The sequence below is a fragment of the Rhizobium sp. USDA 3886 genome (assembly GCF_056279785.1).
Genome location: NZ_JBWCDC010000003.1, coordinates 1,256,569 through 1,274,969, shown reverse-complemented (window position 1 = coordinate 1,274,969; position 18,401 = coordinate 1,256,569). Strand labels below are relative to the sequence as shown.

Sequence of the window (18,401 nt, the reverse complement as noted above, 5' to 3'; positions counted from 1 at the left end):
CATCACACTCCCAAGACCCTGTGCAGCGTATCCATCCGCTGCGGCAGTTCGCCAACCGGGAAATCGGCGACCATCTGCCCATGATCCATCAGATAGAAACGGTCGGCAATACGGCTTGCAAACCGGAAGTTCTGCTCGACAAGGAGAATGGTCATGCCGCGCTCCTTCAGCTTCTTCAACACCTCGCCGATACGCTGGACGATGACCGGCGCCAGACCTTCCGTCGGCTCGTCGAGCAGCAGCATCTTGACGCCGGTGCGCAGAACGCGGGCGATCGCCAGCATCTGCTGTTCGCCGCCGGAAAGCTTGGTTCCAGAGCTCGCGCGGCGCTCGTAGAGATTCGGGAAAAGCTCGTAGATCTCGTCGAGGCTCATGCCGCCCTCGGCAACAACCGGCGGCAGAAGCAGGTTTTCCGAGACCGTTAGTGTCGAAAAAATGCCGCGCTCCTCGGGCACGAAGCCGATGCCCTTGTGCGCCGTCTTGTGCAGCGGCACCTGCATCATGTCCGCTCCACCAAAGCTGATCTTGCCTTTGCGGGCCCGGACAATGCCGGTGATCGTGCGCAGTGTGGTCGTCTTGCCGACGCCGTTGCGGCCGAGGATGGTGATCGTCTCACCCTCGCCGACGCGCATGTCGACGCCGTGCAGGACGTGGCTTTCGCCATACCAGGCATTAAGGCCCTGAACGTCCAGAAGGGTAGCCATCAACCTTCCTCCGTGCCCATATAGGCCTCGCGGACGCGCGGGTCCTGGCTGACGGTCGCATAATCGCCCTCGGCGAGGATTTCGCCACGCTGGAGCACGGTCACCTGCTGACAGATATTGGCGACGACGGAGAGATTGTGCTCCACCATCAACACCGCGCGGTCGCGGGCAACCTCGCGGATGATGGCCGAAACGACGCTGACGTCCTCCCGCCCCATGCCTGCCATCGGCTCGTCGAGCAGCAGTACCTTCGGGTCGAGCGCGAGCGTCGTGGCGATCTCCAGCACGCGCTTGCGGCCGTAGGAGAGATCGGCAGCGATTTGGTCCCGCTCCTTGGAAAGCCCGACGCTTGCGAGCAGCTGCTCGGCACGATTGTTCAGGCGATCGAGCGCCGACACCGGCCGCCAGAATTGCGTGGAGAGATTGTTCGGCCGTTGCAGGGCGACACGCACATTGTCGAGCACCGACAGATGCGGGAAGACCGCCGAAATCTGGAACGAGCGCACCAGCCCCATGCGCGCCACCTTGTCGGGCGGCGTCCGGGTGATGTCCGTGCCCATGAGCGTGATCGTGCCGTGCGTCGGCTGCAGGAACTTGGTCAGCAGGTTGAAGACCGTCGTCTTGCCCGCGCCGTTCGGCCCGATGAGTGCATGGACGCTTGCGTCATGCACATCGAGATCGACATTCTTGACGGCCGTGAAGCCGCCGAAATCCTTGCGAAGGCCGCGGGCGGACAGGACCACCCGCGGCGTCGCATTCGTTTGTGTTGCGGAGACCGCCATCAGCTTATTTCACCAGATCGCAGCCGCTCTTGGCGGGATCGATATAGGCGTCCTTGCCGGGGATGGTGGCGAGAACGTTGAAGTAGTCCCAAGGTTCCTTGCTTTCGTCCGGCTTCTTCACCTGCAAAAGGTACATGTCGTGGATCATGCGGCCGTTCGGCCCGACGGTGCCGCCGCGGCCAAAGACGTCGTCCACCGGCATCTCGTGCAATTGCTTGGCAACAGCGTCCGTTTCGTCCGTGCCGGCCTTCTGGATGGCTTTCAGGTACTGAAGCACGGCCGAGTAGGTGCCGGCATGGGTCATGTTCGGCATCCTGCCGGTGCGCTCGAAGTATTTCTTCCCGAAGGCGCGGCTCTCCTCGTCCAGGTTCCAATAATAGCCTTCCGTCAGCGTCAGGCCCTGCGCCGCCTCGAGGCCGAGGCCGTGAACCTCAGCGAGCGTGAAGAGAAGCGCGGCCAATCGCTGGCCACCCTGCGTGATGCCGAATTCAGCCGCCTGCTTGATGGCATTCGCCGTATCGAGGCCTGCATTGGCAAGGCCGACGACCTTGGCGCCGGAGGATTGAGCCTGCAGCAGGAAGGACGAGAAATCCTGGCTGGCGAGCGGATGGCGCACGGCACCGACGACGGTACCGCCATTGGCCTTCACGAAATCGCTCCCCTGTTTCTCCAGCGAATAGCCGAATGCGTAGTCGGCCGTCAGGAAGAACCAGCTGTCGCCGCCCTGCTTGACAAGCGCGCCCCCGGTGCCGACGGCAAGTGCATGCGTGTCATAGGCCCAGTGGAAGCCGTAGGGCGAACAGGCCTTGCCCGTCAGATCCGTCGTCGCGGCACCCGTGACGATATCGATCTTCTTCTTCTCTTTGCCGATTGCCTGGACAGCAAGCGCGACCGACGAGGTCGTCAGTTCCATGATCGCGTCCACCTGTTCGGTATCGTACCATTGGCGGGCGATGTTCGATGCGATGTCCGGCTTGTTCTGATGGTCGGCGTCGACGATCTCGATCGGAGCGTCAAGCACCTTGCCGCCAAAATCTTCAGCCGCCATGTTGGCGGCTTCGACGGACCACTTGCCGCCGAAATCGGCATAAACGCCGGATTGATCGTTCAGGATGCCGATCTTCACCTTTCCGTCGGAAGCACCGTCGGCGAGTACCGCGGTGCTGCTGGCAAGCAGGAATGCCACGGACGCAATGAGATTCTTTCGCATATGTCTCTCCTCCCAGAGATGGCCAGATCGCGAGTCTGTTCAAAATTGGCCAGCGGTTCTCCTCAACCAGCCGACGCTACGCCTACGATCACGGAAATTCCGCGTTGAGGCAACGGGCGGTTTACAATTAATTGCAAACAGTATCTGTTCGTTTTTGAACAGAACTGCGTGAGAACGAAACCTAGGGCGCTTTCCGATCTTGTGCAGCCATCGACGATTGGACCAAAGACGTAGATGGATGCGTGACGCCGCATGAGCAATCCTCCACAATTTACTTGGGACGACCTGCAGTTTTTTCTAGCGGTGGCGCGCACCGGCCAGCTCTCGACGGCTGCAAGGCAACTGCGCAGCAGCCACGCCACCGTCTCACGGCGCATCGACAGGCTGGAATTCGCTCTCAAGGTCAAGCTCTTCGAGCGCAACCCGCGCGGCTACGTGCTGACGGCGATGGGCACGCGTTTCGTGGACACCGCCGAAAAGATGGAGCAGGAGACCGAGCGCCTACGTGCCGATCTTGCCGCAGGCTCGATGACGCAGCGAGGCGTCGTGCGACTCAGCGCGCCGGAAGGCTTTGCGAATTTCTTCTTTGCGAGCGTGCTGCCGAAATTCGCAGCACACCACCCGCATCTGTCGCTCGAATTGGTGACGATCCAGCAGATCATGTCGCTGTCGCGCAAGGAGGCCGACATTACCGTCGTATTGGACGAACCCAAGGGCGGACCGTATTTTTCCGAGAAGCTGACCGACTACCATCTGCAGGTTTACGGTTCGCGGGATTATCTTGCCAAAAACCCGCCGGTTACCTGTCGCGACGACCTGCTCAACCATCCCTTCATCAGCTATATCGAAGAGATGATCTTTGCGCCGGGACTTGATTATCTCGGCGACGTCCATCCGCGCATCAAGCCGCAGTTCCAGAGTTCCAGCATCTTTGCGCAGCTGACGGCGACGCGAAACGGCCTGGGGCTTTGCGTGCTTCCCTATTTCTTCGCAAGCCTTTATCCGGAGCTGGTGCGCGTCCTGCCGGACGAGGTGGACCTCTGCCGGAACTACTGGGTCACTTGTCACCAGGATATGAGACAAGCGCCACGCGTGCGCGCCGTCATCGACTTTCTGCGCGAGGCCGTGAAAGGCGAGGACGCGCGGTTCATTCCGCCATTTGCGGCCGCAATGCATTCCGGCCGAAAGGCCGGATGACTATTTCAGGAATTCGGCGCGGTGCGGCGTGAAGGTGTCGATCAGCCGCCCCTTCTCCAGCGCCGTGACGCCGTGAACGAGGTTCGGCGGCACGATGAAGCTGCCGCCCTGTTTCAGGACTTCGGTCTTGCCGTCGATGGTAACCGCAAAGGTGCCTTCGGCGACGTAGCTTGCCTGGATATGCGGATGGGAATGGGCAGCACCGATCGCGTCCTTTTCGAAGGCGACTTCCACCATCATCATTTCCGGTAGGTAGACCATGATGCGGCGCGTGACGCCCGGCTCAGGGCTGATCCAGTCAGCGCCTTCGGCATGCACGAAAAGAGCGCTCGATGTCATTTTCGCCTCCTCATTCGATTCCTTTGGACGGCAAGTTGGAACATCGAAACCTGTTTGAAAAGAGCCCATCCGCTATATTCCTCCCGATTGACGCCGAACCTACCCGGGGTTATGGCCAGCTTGATCAGGCATGCCTGAAAAATGGTGAGGAGACACCGTCATGCAGCATACCCGCGAAACCTTCGACTGGGCCGATCCCTTCCGGCTTGTGGAGCAGCTGACCGACGAAGAGCGCATGGTGCAGGACACAGCGCACGCTTATGCGCAGGAGAAGCTCACTCCCCGGGTGCTCGAAGCCTTCCGCCATGAAAAGACCGATCCGGCGATCTTCCGCGAAATGGGCGAACTCGGCCTGCTCGGCCCGACGATTGCTCCGGAATACGGCGGAGCGGGTTTGGGTTATGTCGCCTACGGCCTGATCGCCCGCGAAGTAGAGCGCGTCGACAGCGGCTACCGTTCGATGATGAGCGTGCAGTCGTCGCTCGTCATGGTGCCGATCGAGGCCTTCGGCTCGGATGCGCAGAAACAGAAATATCTGCCCAAGCTTGCAGCCGGCGAGCGGATTGGCTGCTTCGGGCTGACCGAACCGAACCACGGCTCCGATCCGGGCTCGATGGCGACGCGCGCCAAAAAGGTCGATGGCGGCTACAGCCTCATGGGCACCAAAACTTGGATCTCCAATTCGCCGATCGCCGACGTCTTCATCGTCTGGGCCAAGACGGAGGACGGCGTGATCCGCGGCTTCATTCTGGAAAAGGGCTGGAAGGGTCTTTCGGCACCGGCCATCCACGGCAAGGTGGGGCTGCGCGCATCGATCACCGGCGAGGTCTTGCTCGACGAGGTCTTCGTGCCGGAGGAAAACCTGCTGCCGAACGTGACGGGCCTGAAGGGTCCGTTCACCTGCCTGAATTCCGCCCGTTTCGGCATTGCCTGGGGCGCGCTCGGTGCGGCAGAGGCCTGCTATGCGACGGCGCGGCAATACACGCTCGACCGCAAGCAGTTCAACCGGCCGCTGGCCGCCAACCAACTGATCCAGAAAAAGCTTGCCGACATGGCAACCGAGATTTCGCTCGGCCTGCAGGGGTGCCTCAGGCTCGGCCGCATGAAGGAGGAAGGCCACCCGCCGGTGGAACTCACCTCGATCCTCAAGCGCAATTCCTGCGGCAAGGCGCTCGACATTGCGCGCGCTGCCCGCGACATGCTCGGCGGCAATGGCATCTCCGACGAGTTCGGTGTCGCCCGCCACCTCGTCAATCTCGAAGTCGTCAATACCTACGAGGGCACGCACGACATCCACGCGCTCATCCTCGGCCGCGCCATCACGGGAATCCAGGCCTTCGCGAACTAGCGTCCCGTCCTCCGGCGCCAGAGCGTGTAGGCGACCGAAGCAAGCACACCAACCACGATGCCGAGCGCAACGTTGCCGTAGACGGCACCGAGCCCCACGCCAAGCGCAATGCCGATCGCGATCGGAAATGCAAGATCCTTGTCCATTCGATGCTCCCTTCGCATTTTGCAGATCGGCCATGGAGCGTGAATTGCAACCACTCGGAGATTGTGCCACGCTGCCGTCGTTGCAACGGCCCGATTGGGGGAAGGGTCTGTCATATGCTTCTGTTTCTTGCTTTCTTGATTGGAATTGTTGCCGGCCTCAGAGCCATGACTGCGCCAGCTGCTGTCGCCTGGGGCGCCGCACTCGGTTGGTTCGACGTCTCTCAGACACCTCTGGCCTTCATGGGCTACCGGTGGACGCCGTGGGGTTTGACCCTGCTTGCCGCCGTCGAATTGATAACCGACCAACTGCCGACGACGCCTAGCCGCAAGGTGCCGATGCAATTCGGTGCGCGCATCATCATGGGTGCACTGGCCGGTGCCATGATCGGCGCACCGGGCGGTTCCCTGATAGCCGGTCTTGTCGCCGGCATCGTCGGCGCAGTCGTTGGCACGCTCGGCGGCGCCGCCATCCGCGCAAAGCTCGCGGCCGCTTTCGGCAAGGATTTGCCGGCAGCACTTATCGAGGATGCCGTCGCCATCGGCGGCGCGCTGCTGATTGTGGGGGCTGTGCCATGAAAAATTATGACGCGATCTTCATCGGGGCCGGTCAGTCTGGACCCTTCCTCGCCGCCCGCATGGCCGGGAAGCGCATGAAGGTGGCGCTGATCGAGCGCAAATATCTCGGCGGCACCTGCGTCAATGCCGGCTGCATGCCGACGAAGACGCTGGTTGCCAGCGCTCGTGCTGCACATGTCGCCCGCCGCGGCGCCGACTACGGCGTAAAGATCACCGGTGGGATCGACGTCGACATGAAGATCGTACGCAAGCGCGCCGAGACCGTCATCATGGATGCCCGCAACGGCCTGATCGGTTGGTTCGACGGTATGGAGACGGCGGACGTCGTCTACGGCCAGGCGCAATTCACCGGCCCGAAGACGGTTTCGGTCAATGGCGAGACGCTGACCGCGCCGCAAGTCTTTCTGAATGTCGGCGCCCGCCCGGTCATTCCGGATTTTCCCGGTCTTAAGGATATCGACTACCTCACCAGCACGTCGATAATCTACCTCGACACGCTGCCACGCCATCTCGCCGTCATCGGCGGCAGCTATATCGGCCTCGAATTCGCGCAGATGTACCGCCGCTTCGGCGCCAAAGTCACCATCGTCGAACGCGGACCGAAACTTGCCTCCCGTGAGGACGAGGATATCTCCGACGCAATCGAGGACATTCTGCGCGCGGAAGGTATCGCAGTTCACACGAATGCGGATGGTATCGCCTTTGCGAAGAGAGGCGATGGCGTTGACGTCAGCACTGGCGCCGGCAGGCCGGCAATCGGGGCCAGCCATGTGCTGATTGCAACCGGCCGCAGGCCGAACACCGACGATCTCGGCCTCGATGCCGCCGGCGTTGCGACGGACAAGCGCGGGTACATCACAGTCGACGACAGGCTGATGACCAATGTCGAGGGCATCTTCGCGCTTGGCGACTGCAACGGCCGTGGGGCTTTCACGCATACTTCCTACAATGATTTCGAGATCGCTGCGGCTAACCTGCTGGATGGCGGCGACCGCAGGGTGAGCAGCCGCATTCCAGCCTATGCGCTCTATATCGATCCGCCGCTCGGCCGTGCAGGCATCACGGAGAAGGAAGCACGCTTTTCCGGCAAAAAGATCATGATTTCGACACGCCCGATGAGCCGCGTCGGCCGCGCCAATGAACGTGGCGAGACGCAAGGTTTCATGAAGATTATCGCGGATGCTGAAACCAAGCAGATCCTCGGCGCCGCGATCCTCGGCATCGAGGGTGACGAGGCGATCCACGGCATCATCGATGCAATGAATGCCGGCACGACCTACCCTGCCCTGCAATGGTCGGTGCCGATCCATCCGACCATCTCGGAACTGATCCCAACGGTGCTGGGAGATTTGAAGACCGTCTGAGCAGTCCACAACGATCTGCAGCGCTGGCTGCCGCGTGAACGCAGCCGAGGTGTGATTGTCCGCTTGTTACCATCAACGACTTCGGCAGCAGGAAAGATGCGCAGCCGGAATTCTTCGGCGATGGCATGTCGTCCCATCAAATGCGGCCTTCTAAAATTTGATGGGAACCGTTGATAGTCGGGGGGATGAATGGGCATCGAATCTGCCAGTAGCGCTCCAGCGGAGCTTTCGTTCGATCTATGCATTGTCGGGGCCGGCGCAAGTGGCCTGACAATAGCATCCAATTTCCTTAAGAGATCCTTGTCGGTTTGCGTGCTTGAAAGCGGCGGCGTCGATGGACAGGGACAGCCGAATTTTTCGGGTGACGGCCATGACGGCGGACTCCCATATGCTTCGTTGGCGACAACCCGCTTGAAGGGTCTTGGCGGGAGCACGCAGCAACTGGGATGGGGAGGTTTCTGCAAGCCGCTGGATCGACAGGATTTTGTCGAAAGGACATGGGTCGGCAATAGCGGCTGGCCATTCGATCTCGAGCACTTGGGTCCGTATTATGAGCGCGCCTGCCAAACGCTCGGTCTCGGGGACGTTAGCCTTCTTGGCGAGCGTCAGCGATTGTTTCCTGCGCAATCGCCGATCATTGCGACTGATTCCGTTGGATTATGTAATAATCGCCGGCTTGGACGTCATTTTCGTGAGCCCGTCAAAAGCTCAACGAGCGTTGATTTATTTTTTGATGCAACGGTTCTTAGTTTGGAGTTTGCGCCGGGGCAATCCACGATAGCAGCGGCCCTCTGCATAGATCGTCACGGAAGGACGTTTCGAGTGAGCGCACGCGCCTTCGTTATCGCAGCGGGCGGGATTGAAAATGCCCGACTCTTGATGATTTCCAATCTTGCCGCACAAAGAGAACCCGGCTTGGTTGGTCGATATTTCATGGATCACCCTCGCTTTACAATCGGGACCCTGTTCCCGTCGAATAAATATGTTCGAAGAGTTTTCGCACGACTCGACCGTGTCCGGGTTACGAGACGCCACCGCATGGCGCGGACATTGGGGTGGCGCGACGCCGGCGGCTATGTGGTTAATGGCCTGACGCTGCCGTTCGAAATTCATGCGAAGGAAGCGCTGCTGAACTATCGCGCATGGGTAGAGCCATGCTTTCTCGGTCAGAGCCAGCGCGCCTATGACGATTATCGGCTATCGCTCCTGAACGCGCGTGATAGGCTCATTCTATCAGGTCGGGGGGGCTTTCCCTCAATATCACCGAAGCATATGACGTGGACCAGCGGAATGCATCTGCTCAGGCCGCCTTCACTTGTTCGCGGCTTTCGACTGCATCATTTCGTCGAACCTGAACCTTGCTTCGAAAGCCGGCTCGCGCTGTCAGACAAGAAAGACCGCTACGGCCTGCCCCTTGTGTCGCTGTCCTGGCATCTATCTGGGTCTACCCTCGACAGCCTGAAACGTACAATTGCCATTTTGCAGAACGAGATGCGCGTCAGCGGTCTCGGAGAACTTCTTGTTACCCAGGAAGAATGGGACGTTTTGCAAAATCCAATGTGGACTTGGCATCATATGGGAACAACCCGAATGCATGACCATCCCGCGCGCGGCGTTGTCGACCGCAATTGCCGCGTGCATGGGGTCTCAAACCTTTTCGTGGCAGGAAGTTCCGTTTTTCCAACCGCGGGGAACGACACCCCGACCCTCACGATCGTGGCTCTCGCCCACCGCCTTTCCGATCATCTGAACGAATTTGCCAGCTGACCGCTCGCCTTCCATTTGGCTATGCCTGCTTCGAGCTGCATTGGATTGAAATCAAAGAGTTTCCGCGCTCTCAATATACTGAGCGGAGCAAAACCTGCGTTCTTTGCAACACCGCGTACTGTGATCAGGGCCGGATCGACGCCCAGCGCCTCAGCAAGGATGATAGCCGCTTCGAGCGAGGAACGCCCGGCACCTGAACCGACGTTGAGCAACCCGTCGAACGGCGCCTCGATCATCTTGAGCGCGAGTTCCACGACGTCGTCGACATGAATGAAATCGGCAGTGTAGCCACCGCCCTGATCGATAATGACAGGAGTATTGCGCACAAGATTGGCGATGAAGGTGGGAAGCATTCCGCGCGGATGCATTCCGGGTCCATAGACGGATCCAAGACGCAGGATGGTCGCAACAACCGTTCCTGCGCGCGCCGCCGCCGCCAAGCAGAGTTCACCAGCGAGCTTGCTCGCCAGATAATAGGTTGCCCTTTCCACCGGATAGGCGGGCGAATCCTCATGTGCCGGCACCTGGGAGCTGACATAAACCTGCCCCGAGCTAAAATGGATGATTTGGCCAATCCCTTGCTGGGCTGCATCCATTGCAAGTTGAAGGGCGGAAATGGTGTTGTTTTGGAAGCAAAGCGGCGCGGCTTCAGGGTCGCTTAGATTGTTGGGGATGACGGCAGCAAGATGAAATATCGCTTGGACATCGCGAAGCTTCGGTAGCGGTTCGCCCAGGTGCCAGGGTAGAACCTCGAGTGATTTGGAACGCGGGACGGAGCATCGTGTCACGTCCCGAATGAGCGCGACCACGCTAATTCCCCTCGAAAGCGCCGTTCGTGCTAACTTGTTTCCAATGAAGCCGGTGGTCCCGGTGATGGCAATCTTCGTCATCGTCGCGGTGCGAGTAAATCGCTGTTCAGCAAAACTGTCTCGGACCAGTGACGAAGCACGGTCACGGGCAGAACCGTTGGCTGGATGATGGGCTCGTCAAAAAGGATGTGCCGAATGCACATCTCGACTTCGTTGAAACCGGCGTGCATGCGTATGCCAGTGGTTCCGGAGAAGCGGCCATTAATTTCAAAGATCCTGACGGCTCCGTGGTCAAGACGGAACTGAAAGTTCGCGGGGCCGAACGCGTTCAATATTGTAGCCGCGCGTTCTACAGCCTCGTTGAGTTCACCGTACGGCTCAGCGAACGCGCGGTATGTGTTACCGTCCCGCAGGTCGCGGCGCATGACAATTGAGGCGGCGCACTTGCCCTCAAACGTCAAGGTTCCGGCCGTGTACTCCGTCTCATCCGTTCCGACGTATTTCTGAATGACACTAAGAGGCTGTTCATCAATTGCGGCCTGCAGTTCGCCATCCGAGTGAATGACGCGTACCCCGATCGAGCGGGCGCCGACGCGTGGCTTGACGATTAGCGGAAATCCGACCGTTGCGATGAGGTCATGTTCGTTGCCCGGAAGGCATGATGGAACAAAACCCAAGCCTTCGCTTTCGAGAAACTGAGCCGTCAGCCACTTATCATCCGCAATCTCGACGACCCGCGGCGAGCTGATGATGACGCGCGTGCCGTAGGTCGCTTCAAGAAATTCCCGGTGCGCCGCAAAAGCGTGAAGCTCGACATCGGTGCCTGGAATAACGACGTCCGGCCGCTCGCGCTCAATGACAATGCAAATCCGTTCAAGGTATGCGGGATCGTTGGCCATCGGAATGAGATATGGCACATCTCCCCAATACAGGCCGACGGCGAGAGGACTGGGATCGGCAACGACGATGGTGGCATTCAAATTTGATCGCTGAAGGCTGCGGATAATGCCTTGTCCAAGGAGTGCCCCAGCGCCAGTAACGAGTACCTTCACCGCTCAACCCCCATAGTTCTCAGAATATCCCGGCACTGCCCGAGCTGATCGATGCGATGGGCGTCGGAGCCGATCGACACGATCGGATCGATCTCCCGGCAAAGCTCGACGAACGTCGCAGTGTCGACCAGATATGAAGAGTTTATTTCGATTGCTATTCCTCGCTCAAGCGATGCTTCCATCATTTGGGCGAAGTACTCGGCGGGGAAAGTCCCGTGGCGGCGCTGATACATGCCCCCTGGATGACCAAGCACGTCGATCGGCGCATGTTTGATCAAGCCCATCGAAAGCCGGAACTCTATGGCCGCTGTCTCGGCCGCAGAGATTTTATTGAAGTCAAGGTAGTCGCCATTCCCGTCGGGAAAACGGTGCACGACGCCCAAGACGATATCTGAGGCCTGCTGCGCCGAGGGCGATATATCAAGCGTTCCAGCTTCGTCCAATGCTTTGGCCTCCGATCCTACAAAGACCTTCATGGCAGGATAGGCACGTGCGATTTCCCTTATCTCTGCTGCGAAGCTGTCAAACCAGTCAGTTGATCGCCGAACATGTTCGGTAAAGGCAATTGCGCCAAGGCCGATGCGAGCGGCCTCCTCCAGGATTGCTGCAGAGCTTGCTTGCCCGTCTGTCCAGTTTGTATGGACCTGATATTCGACGTTGACCGCCGAGGGCGTGAGTTCACTATACCGGCAAAATACTGGTTTTGGCATCTTAAGCATCCGCCGCGGTGAGCTTTGGTGCCTCTGCTGCTGCACGCTTGACGGCAGTTGCGACGATCTCTGCGTTCGCGCACATCGTTCTTGCGTCGATCGTCGGATCGACAAGGAAGGCCAAACTCGTCTCGCCCAACATCTGGGCAGTCGGCAGGCGTTCCTTTGGCGAAAGACCGAGATCAGAAAAACATCTCTCGAGATATATTTCGGAGCAACTGCCGGAAAAGCAGGGAACCCCCTCGGCGTTGATCTCGGCAATCATACGATCCCGGTTGTGGCCGGCGCTGAGTTTGTCGGGCCTGACAAAGGCATAGAAGCGGTAGTAGGCATGCCGCAGCCTAGGTTCCGGTACCGGCACACGCAGCGCATCGATTCCTGAGAGCGCATCTGCCAAGATTGCCGCATTTTTGCTCCGAACGTCGCGCCACGAGGAAAGCCGCTTCAGTTGGTGCAGCCCCAGCACGGCTTGGATCGAGGTCATTCGAAGGTTCGTACCAATTGACTCGTGCAGCCAGCGAAACCCCGTTTGGTCCTTGGTTCTTGTGACCGCATCATAGGATTTCCCGTGATCCTTTCTGCTCCAGGCCCGCGACCAAAGTGCGTCGTCATTCATCGAGATCAGTCCACCTTCTCCTCCCGTCGTTATGATCTTGTCCTGGCAGAACGAAAAGGCCGCGATATCACCAAAGCTGCCAACGGGCTTTCCATCGATTTCAGCCCCATGAGCTTGAGCACAATCCTCGATCACCCACAGTCCATGCCGCCGGGCCAGGCGCATGATTTCGGGCATGTCGCACGGCCAACCGGCAAGGTGGACCACAATCAGCCCCTTGGTGCGCGGGGTTATCTTCGCTTCGATCGAAGCAGCCGTGAGGTTCTGGCTCTCAGGGTCGACGTCGGCAAAAATCGGCACGCCGCCACTGAATGGAACGCACGCGCCGGATGCGACAAAGCTGCGGGGTGTTACGATGACCTCATCGCCCGGTGCCAAGGCGAGCGCGAACAGCGCAAGATCGAGCGCGACGGTTCCATTCGCGAGCGCAATGGCCCGCCGATTTCCGAGGAATTCCGCATAGGCGTGTTCGAAAGCCTCGACGTAGGGTCCTGTCCAAGCGTTGACGCGACCTGATCGCAAGACCTCGGCCACCTCCTCGATTTGCTCTTCGCTGTAAACTGGCCACTTTGGCATGCTTCCCCTCGCTTGCCGGTCATCGGCACTGATCAGAATTCATCTCAACAGACGCATCGAACGAGAACAAAGGCTTCCGCAGCACGTCTCAGCACGGTAGCCCCCCGCAGGGTTGCGAGCGCCTGCAGGCTATCGATCGACCGCTCATGTGGCGCATCGCGAATCTGGGACGCGTAGCACCGCATTGCCTCAAGCTTTCGTTCCAGATGATCTTCGATATCGACAAAGACATTCGGCACAAAAGAGGGTGTGAGATAGGGAGCGTTCCAGTTTGTTTCCGACAACGTCTCGTAGGCAAGGATAAGTGTCGGATACTGCGGTTGATGAGGGCGTGCGCCAACAAGGCAGGAGGCAAAGATGAGCTGGTGGTCCAAGTGCATGTCACCGAGGAACGGGATGATGAGCGTTTGCGGGCGCAACCGCGCGATCAACTCACCCAATGCGGCATTGAGTGCGGAATGCGCTATTTCGGAAAGCGCTGCGGCCGGAAAACCCAGCCAGATGCTCTCCTTAACCCCGAGAATTTCGAGTGAGCGTTTGCATTCTGCCTGCACGTTGGCGACCATGGCTGCAGAGAAGGCTGGCGGCTTTCCTTCGGTGACGATCGCGACAAACACGTCGTTCCCGGCTGCCGAAAGCTTCGAAATCGTGCCGCCAGCACCGAGCACCTCATCATCGGGATGAGGTGCGACCACGAGTGTTGACCCGAAAGCAGCGCTGTTCATCCCGCCTCCCCGAGAACTGCGTGCCGCGCAATTTTGCGTTCGGCCTGTGAGGTCCATTTTGTCACCTCGACACATTCGCCATTGCCGCACCGAACGACGAAACCGCCGGTGGTCAGTGTCTGGATCTGCCCTGGAAGACCGATGTAGCGATGGCTATCCGCGTAAGGACGAGCCGCCCAGATAGACAGGTGCTCGCCATTCATCGTTGTGAACGCGCCGGGATAGGGATCGCCAACCGCCCTGATGAAAGTCAGAACCCCGTCTGCATCCGCATGCCAATCGATCTTCCCATCCCGAGGCCGGCGGCGCGCGCAATAGGTGGCGTCGTCGTGGTTCTGCGGCGTGCGGGTCGCAACGCCTTGGTGAAAATCATTGACTATCTGAGGGATAAGCTCGCGAATGGCGGTCCGTTGCCTGTCGTAAAGACTTCTCGCGGTTTCGTCATTTCTCAATCGAAATCGCTGCTGACGCAATATGTCGCCAGTGTCGACGCCATCGTCGATCCAAAAAAAGCTAGCGCCGGATTCCTGTTGATGGGTCAGGATTGTCCACGGAATTACGGCTCTGCCCCTCAGTTTCGGCAACAAGGAAGGATGGAAACCAATGCAGCCCAAGCGAGCCGCTTCACGAAAGGGTGCTTTGCAGACCTGCGACCAACCGACGACAAAAATGATGTCAGGGTTCAATTGCCGAACCTCCGCTACAATTGGGGCGGAGTTCACATCCTCTGCGTAAATAATTGGGAGGGTAGCGCTTACAGCTTTGGAGATATCGATCGCGTCAGAATGACGGCTCAAGGCCTCTCGGGGTAAAGTCACGACTGCGGCAGGGGTAACCTGTGATTCCAACAGAGCTTCAACGGCAGCAACCGTTGACTCCACTGCGCCGACGAGAACGATACGCATGACTTAGCCTTTCGGATGCAATCGGAGTCGTAAACGGGACAGTATCTTTGGCTGGGCTTCAGCCTTCTGAACATTGCGTTCATTCACCACCTCGCCCAGCACCAGTGTCTTGAGCGTCATCACCACAATCAGTACGTCAAGCGCAAAGTTGTGGTGCTCGACATACCAGATATCCAGAGCGAGCTTCTGCGTGTCGCTCAGGCGTGTATTACCGTTGACTTGGGCCCACCCCGTCAAACCTGGTGGGACCTTGCAACGAAGCTGGCCGATGGCGCCAAGATCACTCAGCGTTTGCATAGGCAAAGGCCGCGGCCCAACAAAAGACATCACCCCTGCCAGAACCAAAAAAAGCTGCGGCAGCTCGTCAAAGCGAAGACGTCTGATGATGGCTGTCAGTCGCGTCTGTCTCAAATGATCTGGAAGCAAGTCGCCTTTCCCGTCGCGCTCATTAGACATCGTGCGAAATTTCAAGATCGAGAACGGCCGCATTGAACGGCCTGCTCTCTGCTGGCGGAACATAACCGGCCAGCCCAGCGCGAGATAAGTCAACGCGCCAACGATCAAAAAGAGGGGCGAGCAGGTGATCAGAACAAGCGACGCGAGCAGGAAGTCAAAGATCCTCTTGCTGGCCGAGCGTTGGCTTAGGGGCTTTCTGCGATCTCGCATGTCTTGCAACTCACCTAGTGCCACCATTTCATCCCCCAGGCGCTATATTCCAGTGATCGCGACAACGACCGCATCGCCGGGCAGAACTTCGGTTTGCGGATCCGCAGCTATTGCTTGTCGGCTCCCCTCCACCTGACGCCTTATCTGATAGGAGAAGGTGATTTTGTTCTTAGCCGCGTTCTCTGTTGCAGTCGCCGCAGCCATCAGGAAGAACTGTTCTTCGGCTGCTTGACGTTCCGCAATCAACTTCTTGATGGCAACATCCCGCTCTTGCTGCTTCAGCAAAATGTCGTTCTGACGGTCCGCCTGAAGCTTCGCCAAGTCTAATCGCAGTCCCCCAAGCTCGCGCCGTGAACGCGACATGTCGGCATAGATCTGCAATAGCCTTGTCTTTTCTCCAGACGCGGCCGTCTTTGCTCGCAGCCATTCGGCTGAGGTGTTCAGCTGCTTCTCTCGCAACTGGTCTGCACGACCAAAAACTGCTTCCGTTGTTGCGACCAACTCCTTCTGCTCCACCTCCAGCTGCTGAAGAATCTCAAGTCCACTTTCTGCCTCCTTGATGCCCTGAGACAGAATTTCGATCTGAGACTTGCTGGTCGCTAAATCCGTTTCTAGAATCTTTTGCTCTATTTCGATCACCGATTTTATTGAGACATCTTGGACAAATTTCTTCGCAATCTCAGGGACATCGTCCAAGTCTAGCTTTTCGCGCCCGTCAAGCTGGGCGACTAATCTTGCGGCGTAGACCGCCTCGTGAACGATTTCGGCGTCCGCACCGTCGATCTCACCACGCAACCGAGCCCGCGCCACAATCCGGTCGGACGGATTGGTGACATCAGTCTGGGTTCCACCTGCAAGTCCGATTGCCTGTTCAACCGTCAGGCCGGGGTAATACGGGAACGATCCAGGACTGTTGACTTCCCCCAGTACAAAGATCGGTCTGAACGTGGTGATGTTCAGCGCGATCCTCGGGTCCTTCAGGATGTCTTTTTCGACATACTGCGCGCGGAGACTGGCTAGCGCCTGAGAGACTGTCAGTCCGGCTATGCGAACATCTCCGATCAGCGGAAACTGGACATCGCCGGCCGAGGTAACGGTCAGCGTGACAGGAAGCTCTGCGTCATCTAGAAAATCAAAGGTCACGGCATCGCCGGCGGAAAGGCGATAGTCGTCTGCGCCGGCATTCACGCAGGCGGCCGACACCGCCACTGTCAAGAAAATATAGCCCAAAAGGGCCAGCCAGCGAGAAAACCCTCGCCAAGTAAAGCTCACATGAAACATGGATCACCCTCGGCCAAGAGACAATGGCGCGCGCGCAGTCGCGTACCCGCTTTGATCCCCCACGTCAAAGCCCAGAATAAACCGAATTTGCGTTTTGTCGAGTATTGATTAAGAATGGGTCGCCTTAAGCCGTTAGATTTGACTACCTCTCCAGACTTGTAACAATGCGTGATACTAGATTTCTACATAGAAGTACTAGGGCGTGACGACTCCCTTTATCGGCTTGGACCTGAACGAGGGGCGGATGTTTATCAAAGGGATGCCGATGTCTGCGTTGTCGCTCATTGCGGAAAAAGCTAGCCGCCTCAGGTCAAGGATTTTGAGAGAGCGTGATTTTGCCCAGCATTTAGAGCAGATACTTCATCTTTTAAGTGGCAGCTTTGCAGCATCGATGGTCGGACTCATCGCTTTTGCTTTGACTGCGCGAGCGCTTGGACCGACGGACTACGGTATACTTGCTCTCTGCTTTGCGTTCAGTCGCGCGATCGAGCGATTGGTCAGCTTCCAATCCTGGCAGCCGTTGATCAAGTTCGGTGCGGAGGCGATGGAGCAGCACCGAACTGACGATCTCCGGCGGCTGTTGAAGTTCGGTTTAGCGCTGGACATGGGGGCTGCGTTCGCTTCTTGGATTATCGCGATTAGCTTGATCCTTTTTGCCTCGCCGCTTGTTGGAATCCGACCCGAAGTTCAAACCTTTGCCTTGATTTATTGCAGCGCCTTGCCATTGCAGATTTCCGGAATGCCCACTGCCGTCTTGCGGCTTTTTGGAAGCTTTACAGCGCTAGCTTACAGCCAAGTCCTCGGTAGCCTCGCAAGGGTGCTTTTATGCTCGATCGGATTGCTGGCCGGATGGGGACTGAGAGAGTTCACGCTCATCTGGATGGGCATGCAGATCATCAGCTCCATGAGCATGATAATGCTTGCATTCTTAGAAACGCGCCGGCGCGGCTTTCGAAATATTTTGAAGGCACCTCTAACGGGCATAACACAAAGTGTGCCGGGCTTGTGGCGCTTCGCGCTTTCGGCAAACATCTCTCTCACGATCCGCTCGAGCGCAAACGAGTTTGACACGCTGCTCGTCGGCTATCTGGCGGATCCAGCCGCAGCCGGACTTTACCACATAGCAAAGCGCATAGGCAGAATGGCGCAACAGACTGGCGTACAAGTCCAAACCGTTGTGTACCCGGAGCTTTCCAGGCTTTGGGCAGCCCAATCAGTTCCGGCATTTCGCCGCATCGTACGGCAGACGCAATACCTTCTACTTGCAGCGGGCATTTGTCTCGTCGCCGCCGTAGGCTTGGCGATTAAGCCGCTTCTGCTTTGGACCGCGGGCGCGCAGTTTATAGCGGCCGCGCCTTTAGTCGTCGTCCAGGCCATCGCCGCTGTTATGGTGCTGAATGGCTCGGTACTGCGTTCCGCACTACTTGCGATGGGACGCGAAAACGCCGTGCTTCGCAGCGTCTTATTTTCTACCTTGGCATTTCATCTCACTGCGTTCGCGCTTATACCCGTCATCGGGCCGATGGGCGCTAACATCGCGCACATCACAATGGCATCCTTGTGGATGCTTGCGATGCTGTTCGCTTATCAAGAACACATCGCGGTTAACACGGGTATCAAAGACTAGT

19 protein-coding genes are annotated in these 18,401 nt (G+C 58.4%); 6 read left to right on the top strand and 13 right to left on the bottom strand.

The window, feature by feature from the left end; translation table 11 throughout:
- Positions 1-2: 2 nt before the first annotated feature.
- From ACZ9BX_RS29000 to ACZ9BX_RS28990, 3 genes are read right to left on the bottom strand one after another with little or no spacing between them, the layout of a single operon-like run.
- Positions 3-704, bottom strand: a complete 702-nt coding sequence (locus ACZ9BX_RS29000; protein ID WP_476221658.1) for an ABC transporter ATP-binding protein — start codon at positions 702-704, stop codon at positions 3-5.
- Positions 704-1,486 carry an ABC transporter ATP-binding protein gene (locus ACZ9BX_RS28995; RefSeq protein WP_132563203.1) on the bottom strand — a complete coding sequence of 261 codons (783 nt, stop codon included), beginning with the start codon at positions 1,484-1,486 and terminating at the stop codon, positions 704-706. The genes ACZ9BX_RS29000 and ACZ9BX_RS28995 overlap by 1 nt, the downstream gene beginning before the upstream one ends.
- Positions 1,487-1,490: 4 nt before the next feature.
- Complete coding sequence (locus ACZ9BX_RS28990) at positions 1,491-2,696, bottom strand: ABC transporter substrate-binding protein (protein ID WP_476221657.1); 1,206 nt, start codon at positions 2,694-2,696, stop codon at positions 1,491-1,493.
- 252 nt (positions 2,697-2,948) lie between these two features.
- Between ACZ9BX_RS28990 and ACZ9BX_RS28985 the strand changes: the two genes are divergently transcribed.
- Complete coding sequence (locus ACZ9BX_RS28985; protein WP_087001636.1) at positions 2,949-3,893, top strand: LysR family transcriptional regulator; 945 nt, start codon at positions 2,949-2,951, stop codon at positions 3,891-3,893.
- Here ACZ9BX_RS28985 and ACZ9BX_RS28980 read toward each other — a convergent pair whose 3' ends face one another.
- A complete protein-coding gene (locus ACZ9BX_RS28980) occupies positions 3,894-4,232 on the bottom strand; it encodes a cupin domain-containing protein (RefSeq protein WP_476221655.1) in 339 nt (112 codons plus the stop codon).
- A gap of 160 nt (positions 4,233-4,392) precedes the next feature.
- Between ACZ9BX_RS28980 and ACZ9BX_RS28975 the strand changes: the two genes are divergently transcribed.
- Positions 4,393-5,580: an acyl-CoA dehydrogenase gene (locus ACZ9BX_RS28975; RefSeq protein ID WP_476221654.1), complete on the top strand. Its 1,188-nt coding sequence runs from the start codon at positions 4,393-4,395 to the stop codon at positions 5,578-5,580.
- Here the strand turns inward: ACZ9BX_RS28975 and ACZ9BX_RS28970 are convergent.
- Complete coding sequence (locus tag ACZ9BX_RS28970; protein ID WP_165928173.1) at positions 5,577-5,726, bottom strand: hypothetical protein; 150 nt, start codon at positions 5,724-5,726, stop codon at positions 5,577-5,579. The two genes, ACZ9BX_RS28975 and ACZ9BX_RS28970, sit on opposite strands and share 4 nt — an antisense overlap.
- A gap of 114 nt (positions 5,727-5,840) precedes the next feature.
- Between ACZ9BX_RS28970 and ACZ9BX_RS28965 the strand changes: the two genes are divergently transcribed.
- From ACZ9BX_RS28965 to ACZ9BX_RS28955, 3 genes are all read left to right on the top strand, one after another.
- Positions 5,841-6,302: a DUF4126 domain-containing protein gene (locus ACZ9BX_RS28965; protein WP_476221652.1), complete on the top strand. Its 462-nt coding sequence runs from the start codon at positions 5,841-5,843 to the stop codon at positions 6,300-6,302.
- Positions 6,299-7,666, top strand: a complete 1,368-nt coding sequence (locus ACZ9BX_RS28960) for an FAD-containing oxidoreductase (RefSeq protein ID WP_476221651.1) — start codon at positions 6,299-6,301, stop codon at positions 7,664-7,666. The genes ACZ9BX_RS28965 and ACZ9BX_RS28960 overlap by 4 nt, the downstream gene beginning before the upstream one ends.
- Before the next feature lie 189 nt (positions 7,667-7,855).
- Positions 7,856-9,433, top strand: coding sequence for an FAD-dependent oxidoreductase (locus ACZ9BX_RS28955; protein ID WP_476221649.1), 1,578 nt, complete (start codon positions 7,856-7,858; stop codon positions 9,431-9,433).
- On the opposite strand, the gene ACZ9BX_RS28950 is transcribed toward ACZ9BX_RS28955, so the two are convergent.
- Genes ACZ9BX_RS28950 through ACZ9BX_RS28915 form a run of 8 tightly spaced genes read right to left on the bottom strand, consistent with a single transcriptional unit; the run spans position 9,409 to position 16,773 of the window.
- Positions 9,409-10,323 carry an NAD-dependent epimerase/dehydratase family protein gene (locus ACZ9BX_RS28950; protein ID WP_476221647.1) on the bottom strand — a complete coding sequence of 305 codons (915 nt, stop codon included), beginning with the start codon at positions 10,321-10,323 and terminating at the stop codon, positions 9,409-9,411. The genes ACZ9BX_RS28955 and ACZ9BX_RS28950 overlap by 25 nt on opposite strands.
- A complete protein-coding gene (locus ACZ9BX_RS28945; RefSeq protein ID WP_476221646.1) occupies positions 10,320-11,294 on the bottom strand; it encodes an ATP-grasp domain-containing protein in 975 nt (324 codons plus the stop codon). The genes ACZ9BX_RS28950 and ACZ9BX_RS28945 overlap by 4 nt, the downstream gene beginning before the upstream one ends.
- Positions 11,291-12,013 carry a PHP domain-containing protein gene (locus tag ACZ9BX_RS28940; protein WP_476221645.1) on the bottom strand — a complete coding sequence of 241 codons (723 nt, stop codon included), beginning with the start codon at positions 12,011-12,013 and terminating at the stop codon, positions 11,291-11,293. The genes ACZ9BX_RS28945 and ACZ9BX_RS28940 overlap by 4 nt, the downstream gene beginning before the upstream one ends.
- On the bottom strand, positions 12,006-13,196 hold the full coding sequence (locus ACZ9BX_RS28935) for a DegT/DnrJ/EryC1/StrS family aminotransferase (protein WP_476221643.1): 1,191 nt from the start codon (positions 13,194-13,196) through the stop codon (positions 12,006-12,008). Before ACZ9BX_RS28935 ends, ACZ9BX_RS28940 begins: the two co-directional genes overlap by 8 nt.
- A 44-nt stretch (positions 13,197-13,240) precedes the next feature.
- A complete protein-coding gene (locus tag ACZ9BX_RS28930; protein ID WP_476221642.1) occupies positions 13,241-13,921 on the bottom strand; it encodes a PIG-L deacetylase family protein in 681 nt (226 codons plus the stop codon).
- Complete coding sequence (locus tag ACZ9BX_RS28925) at positions 13,918-14,826, bottom strand: methionyl-tRNA formyltransferase (protein ID WP_476221640.1); 909 nt, start codon at positions 14,824-14,826, stop codon at positions 13,918-13,920. The genes ACZ9BX_RS28930 and ACZ9BX_RS28925 overlap by 4 nt, the downstream gene beginning before the upstream one ends.
- A gap of 3 nt (positions 14,827-14,829) precedes the next feature.
- Positions 14,830-15,519, bottom strand: coding sequence for a sugar transferase (locus ACZ9BX_RS28920; RefSeq protein WP_476221639.1), 690 nt, complete (start codon positions 15,517-15,519; stop codon positions 14,830-14,832).
- 15 nt (positions 15,520-15,534) lie between these two features.
- The gene (locus ACZ9BX_RS28915) at positions 15,535-16,773 is read right to left on the bottom strand and encodes a polysaccharide biosynthesis/export family protein (RefSeq protein WP_476221638.1); all 1,239 of its coding nucleotides are present in this window, start codon (positions 16,771-16,773) and stop codon (positions 15,535-15,537) included.
- Between the two features lie 265 nt (positions 16,774-17,038).
- Between ACZ9BX_RS28915 and ACZ9BX_RS28910 the strand changes: the two genes are divergently transcribed.
- Positions 17,039-18,400 (top strand): lipopolysaccharide biosynthesis protein, encoded by a 1,362-nt coding sequence (locus ACZ9BX_RS28910; RefSeq protein ID WP_476223075.1) that lies wholly within the window; start codon positions 17,039-17,041, stop codon positions 18,398-18,400.
- The last annotated feature ends 1 nt before the right edge of the window (position 18,401 follow it).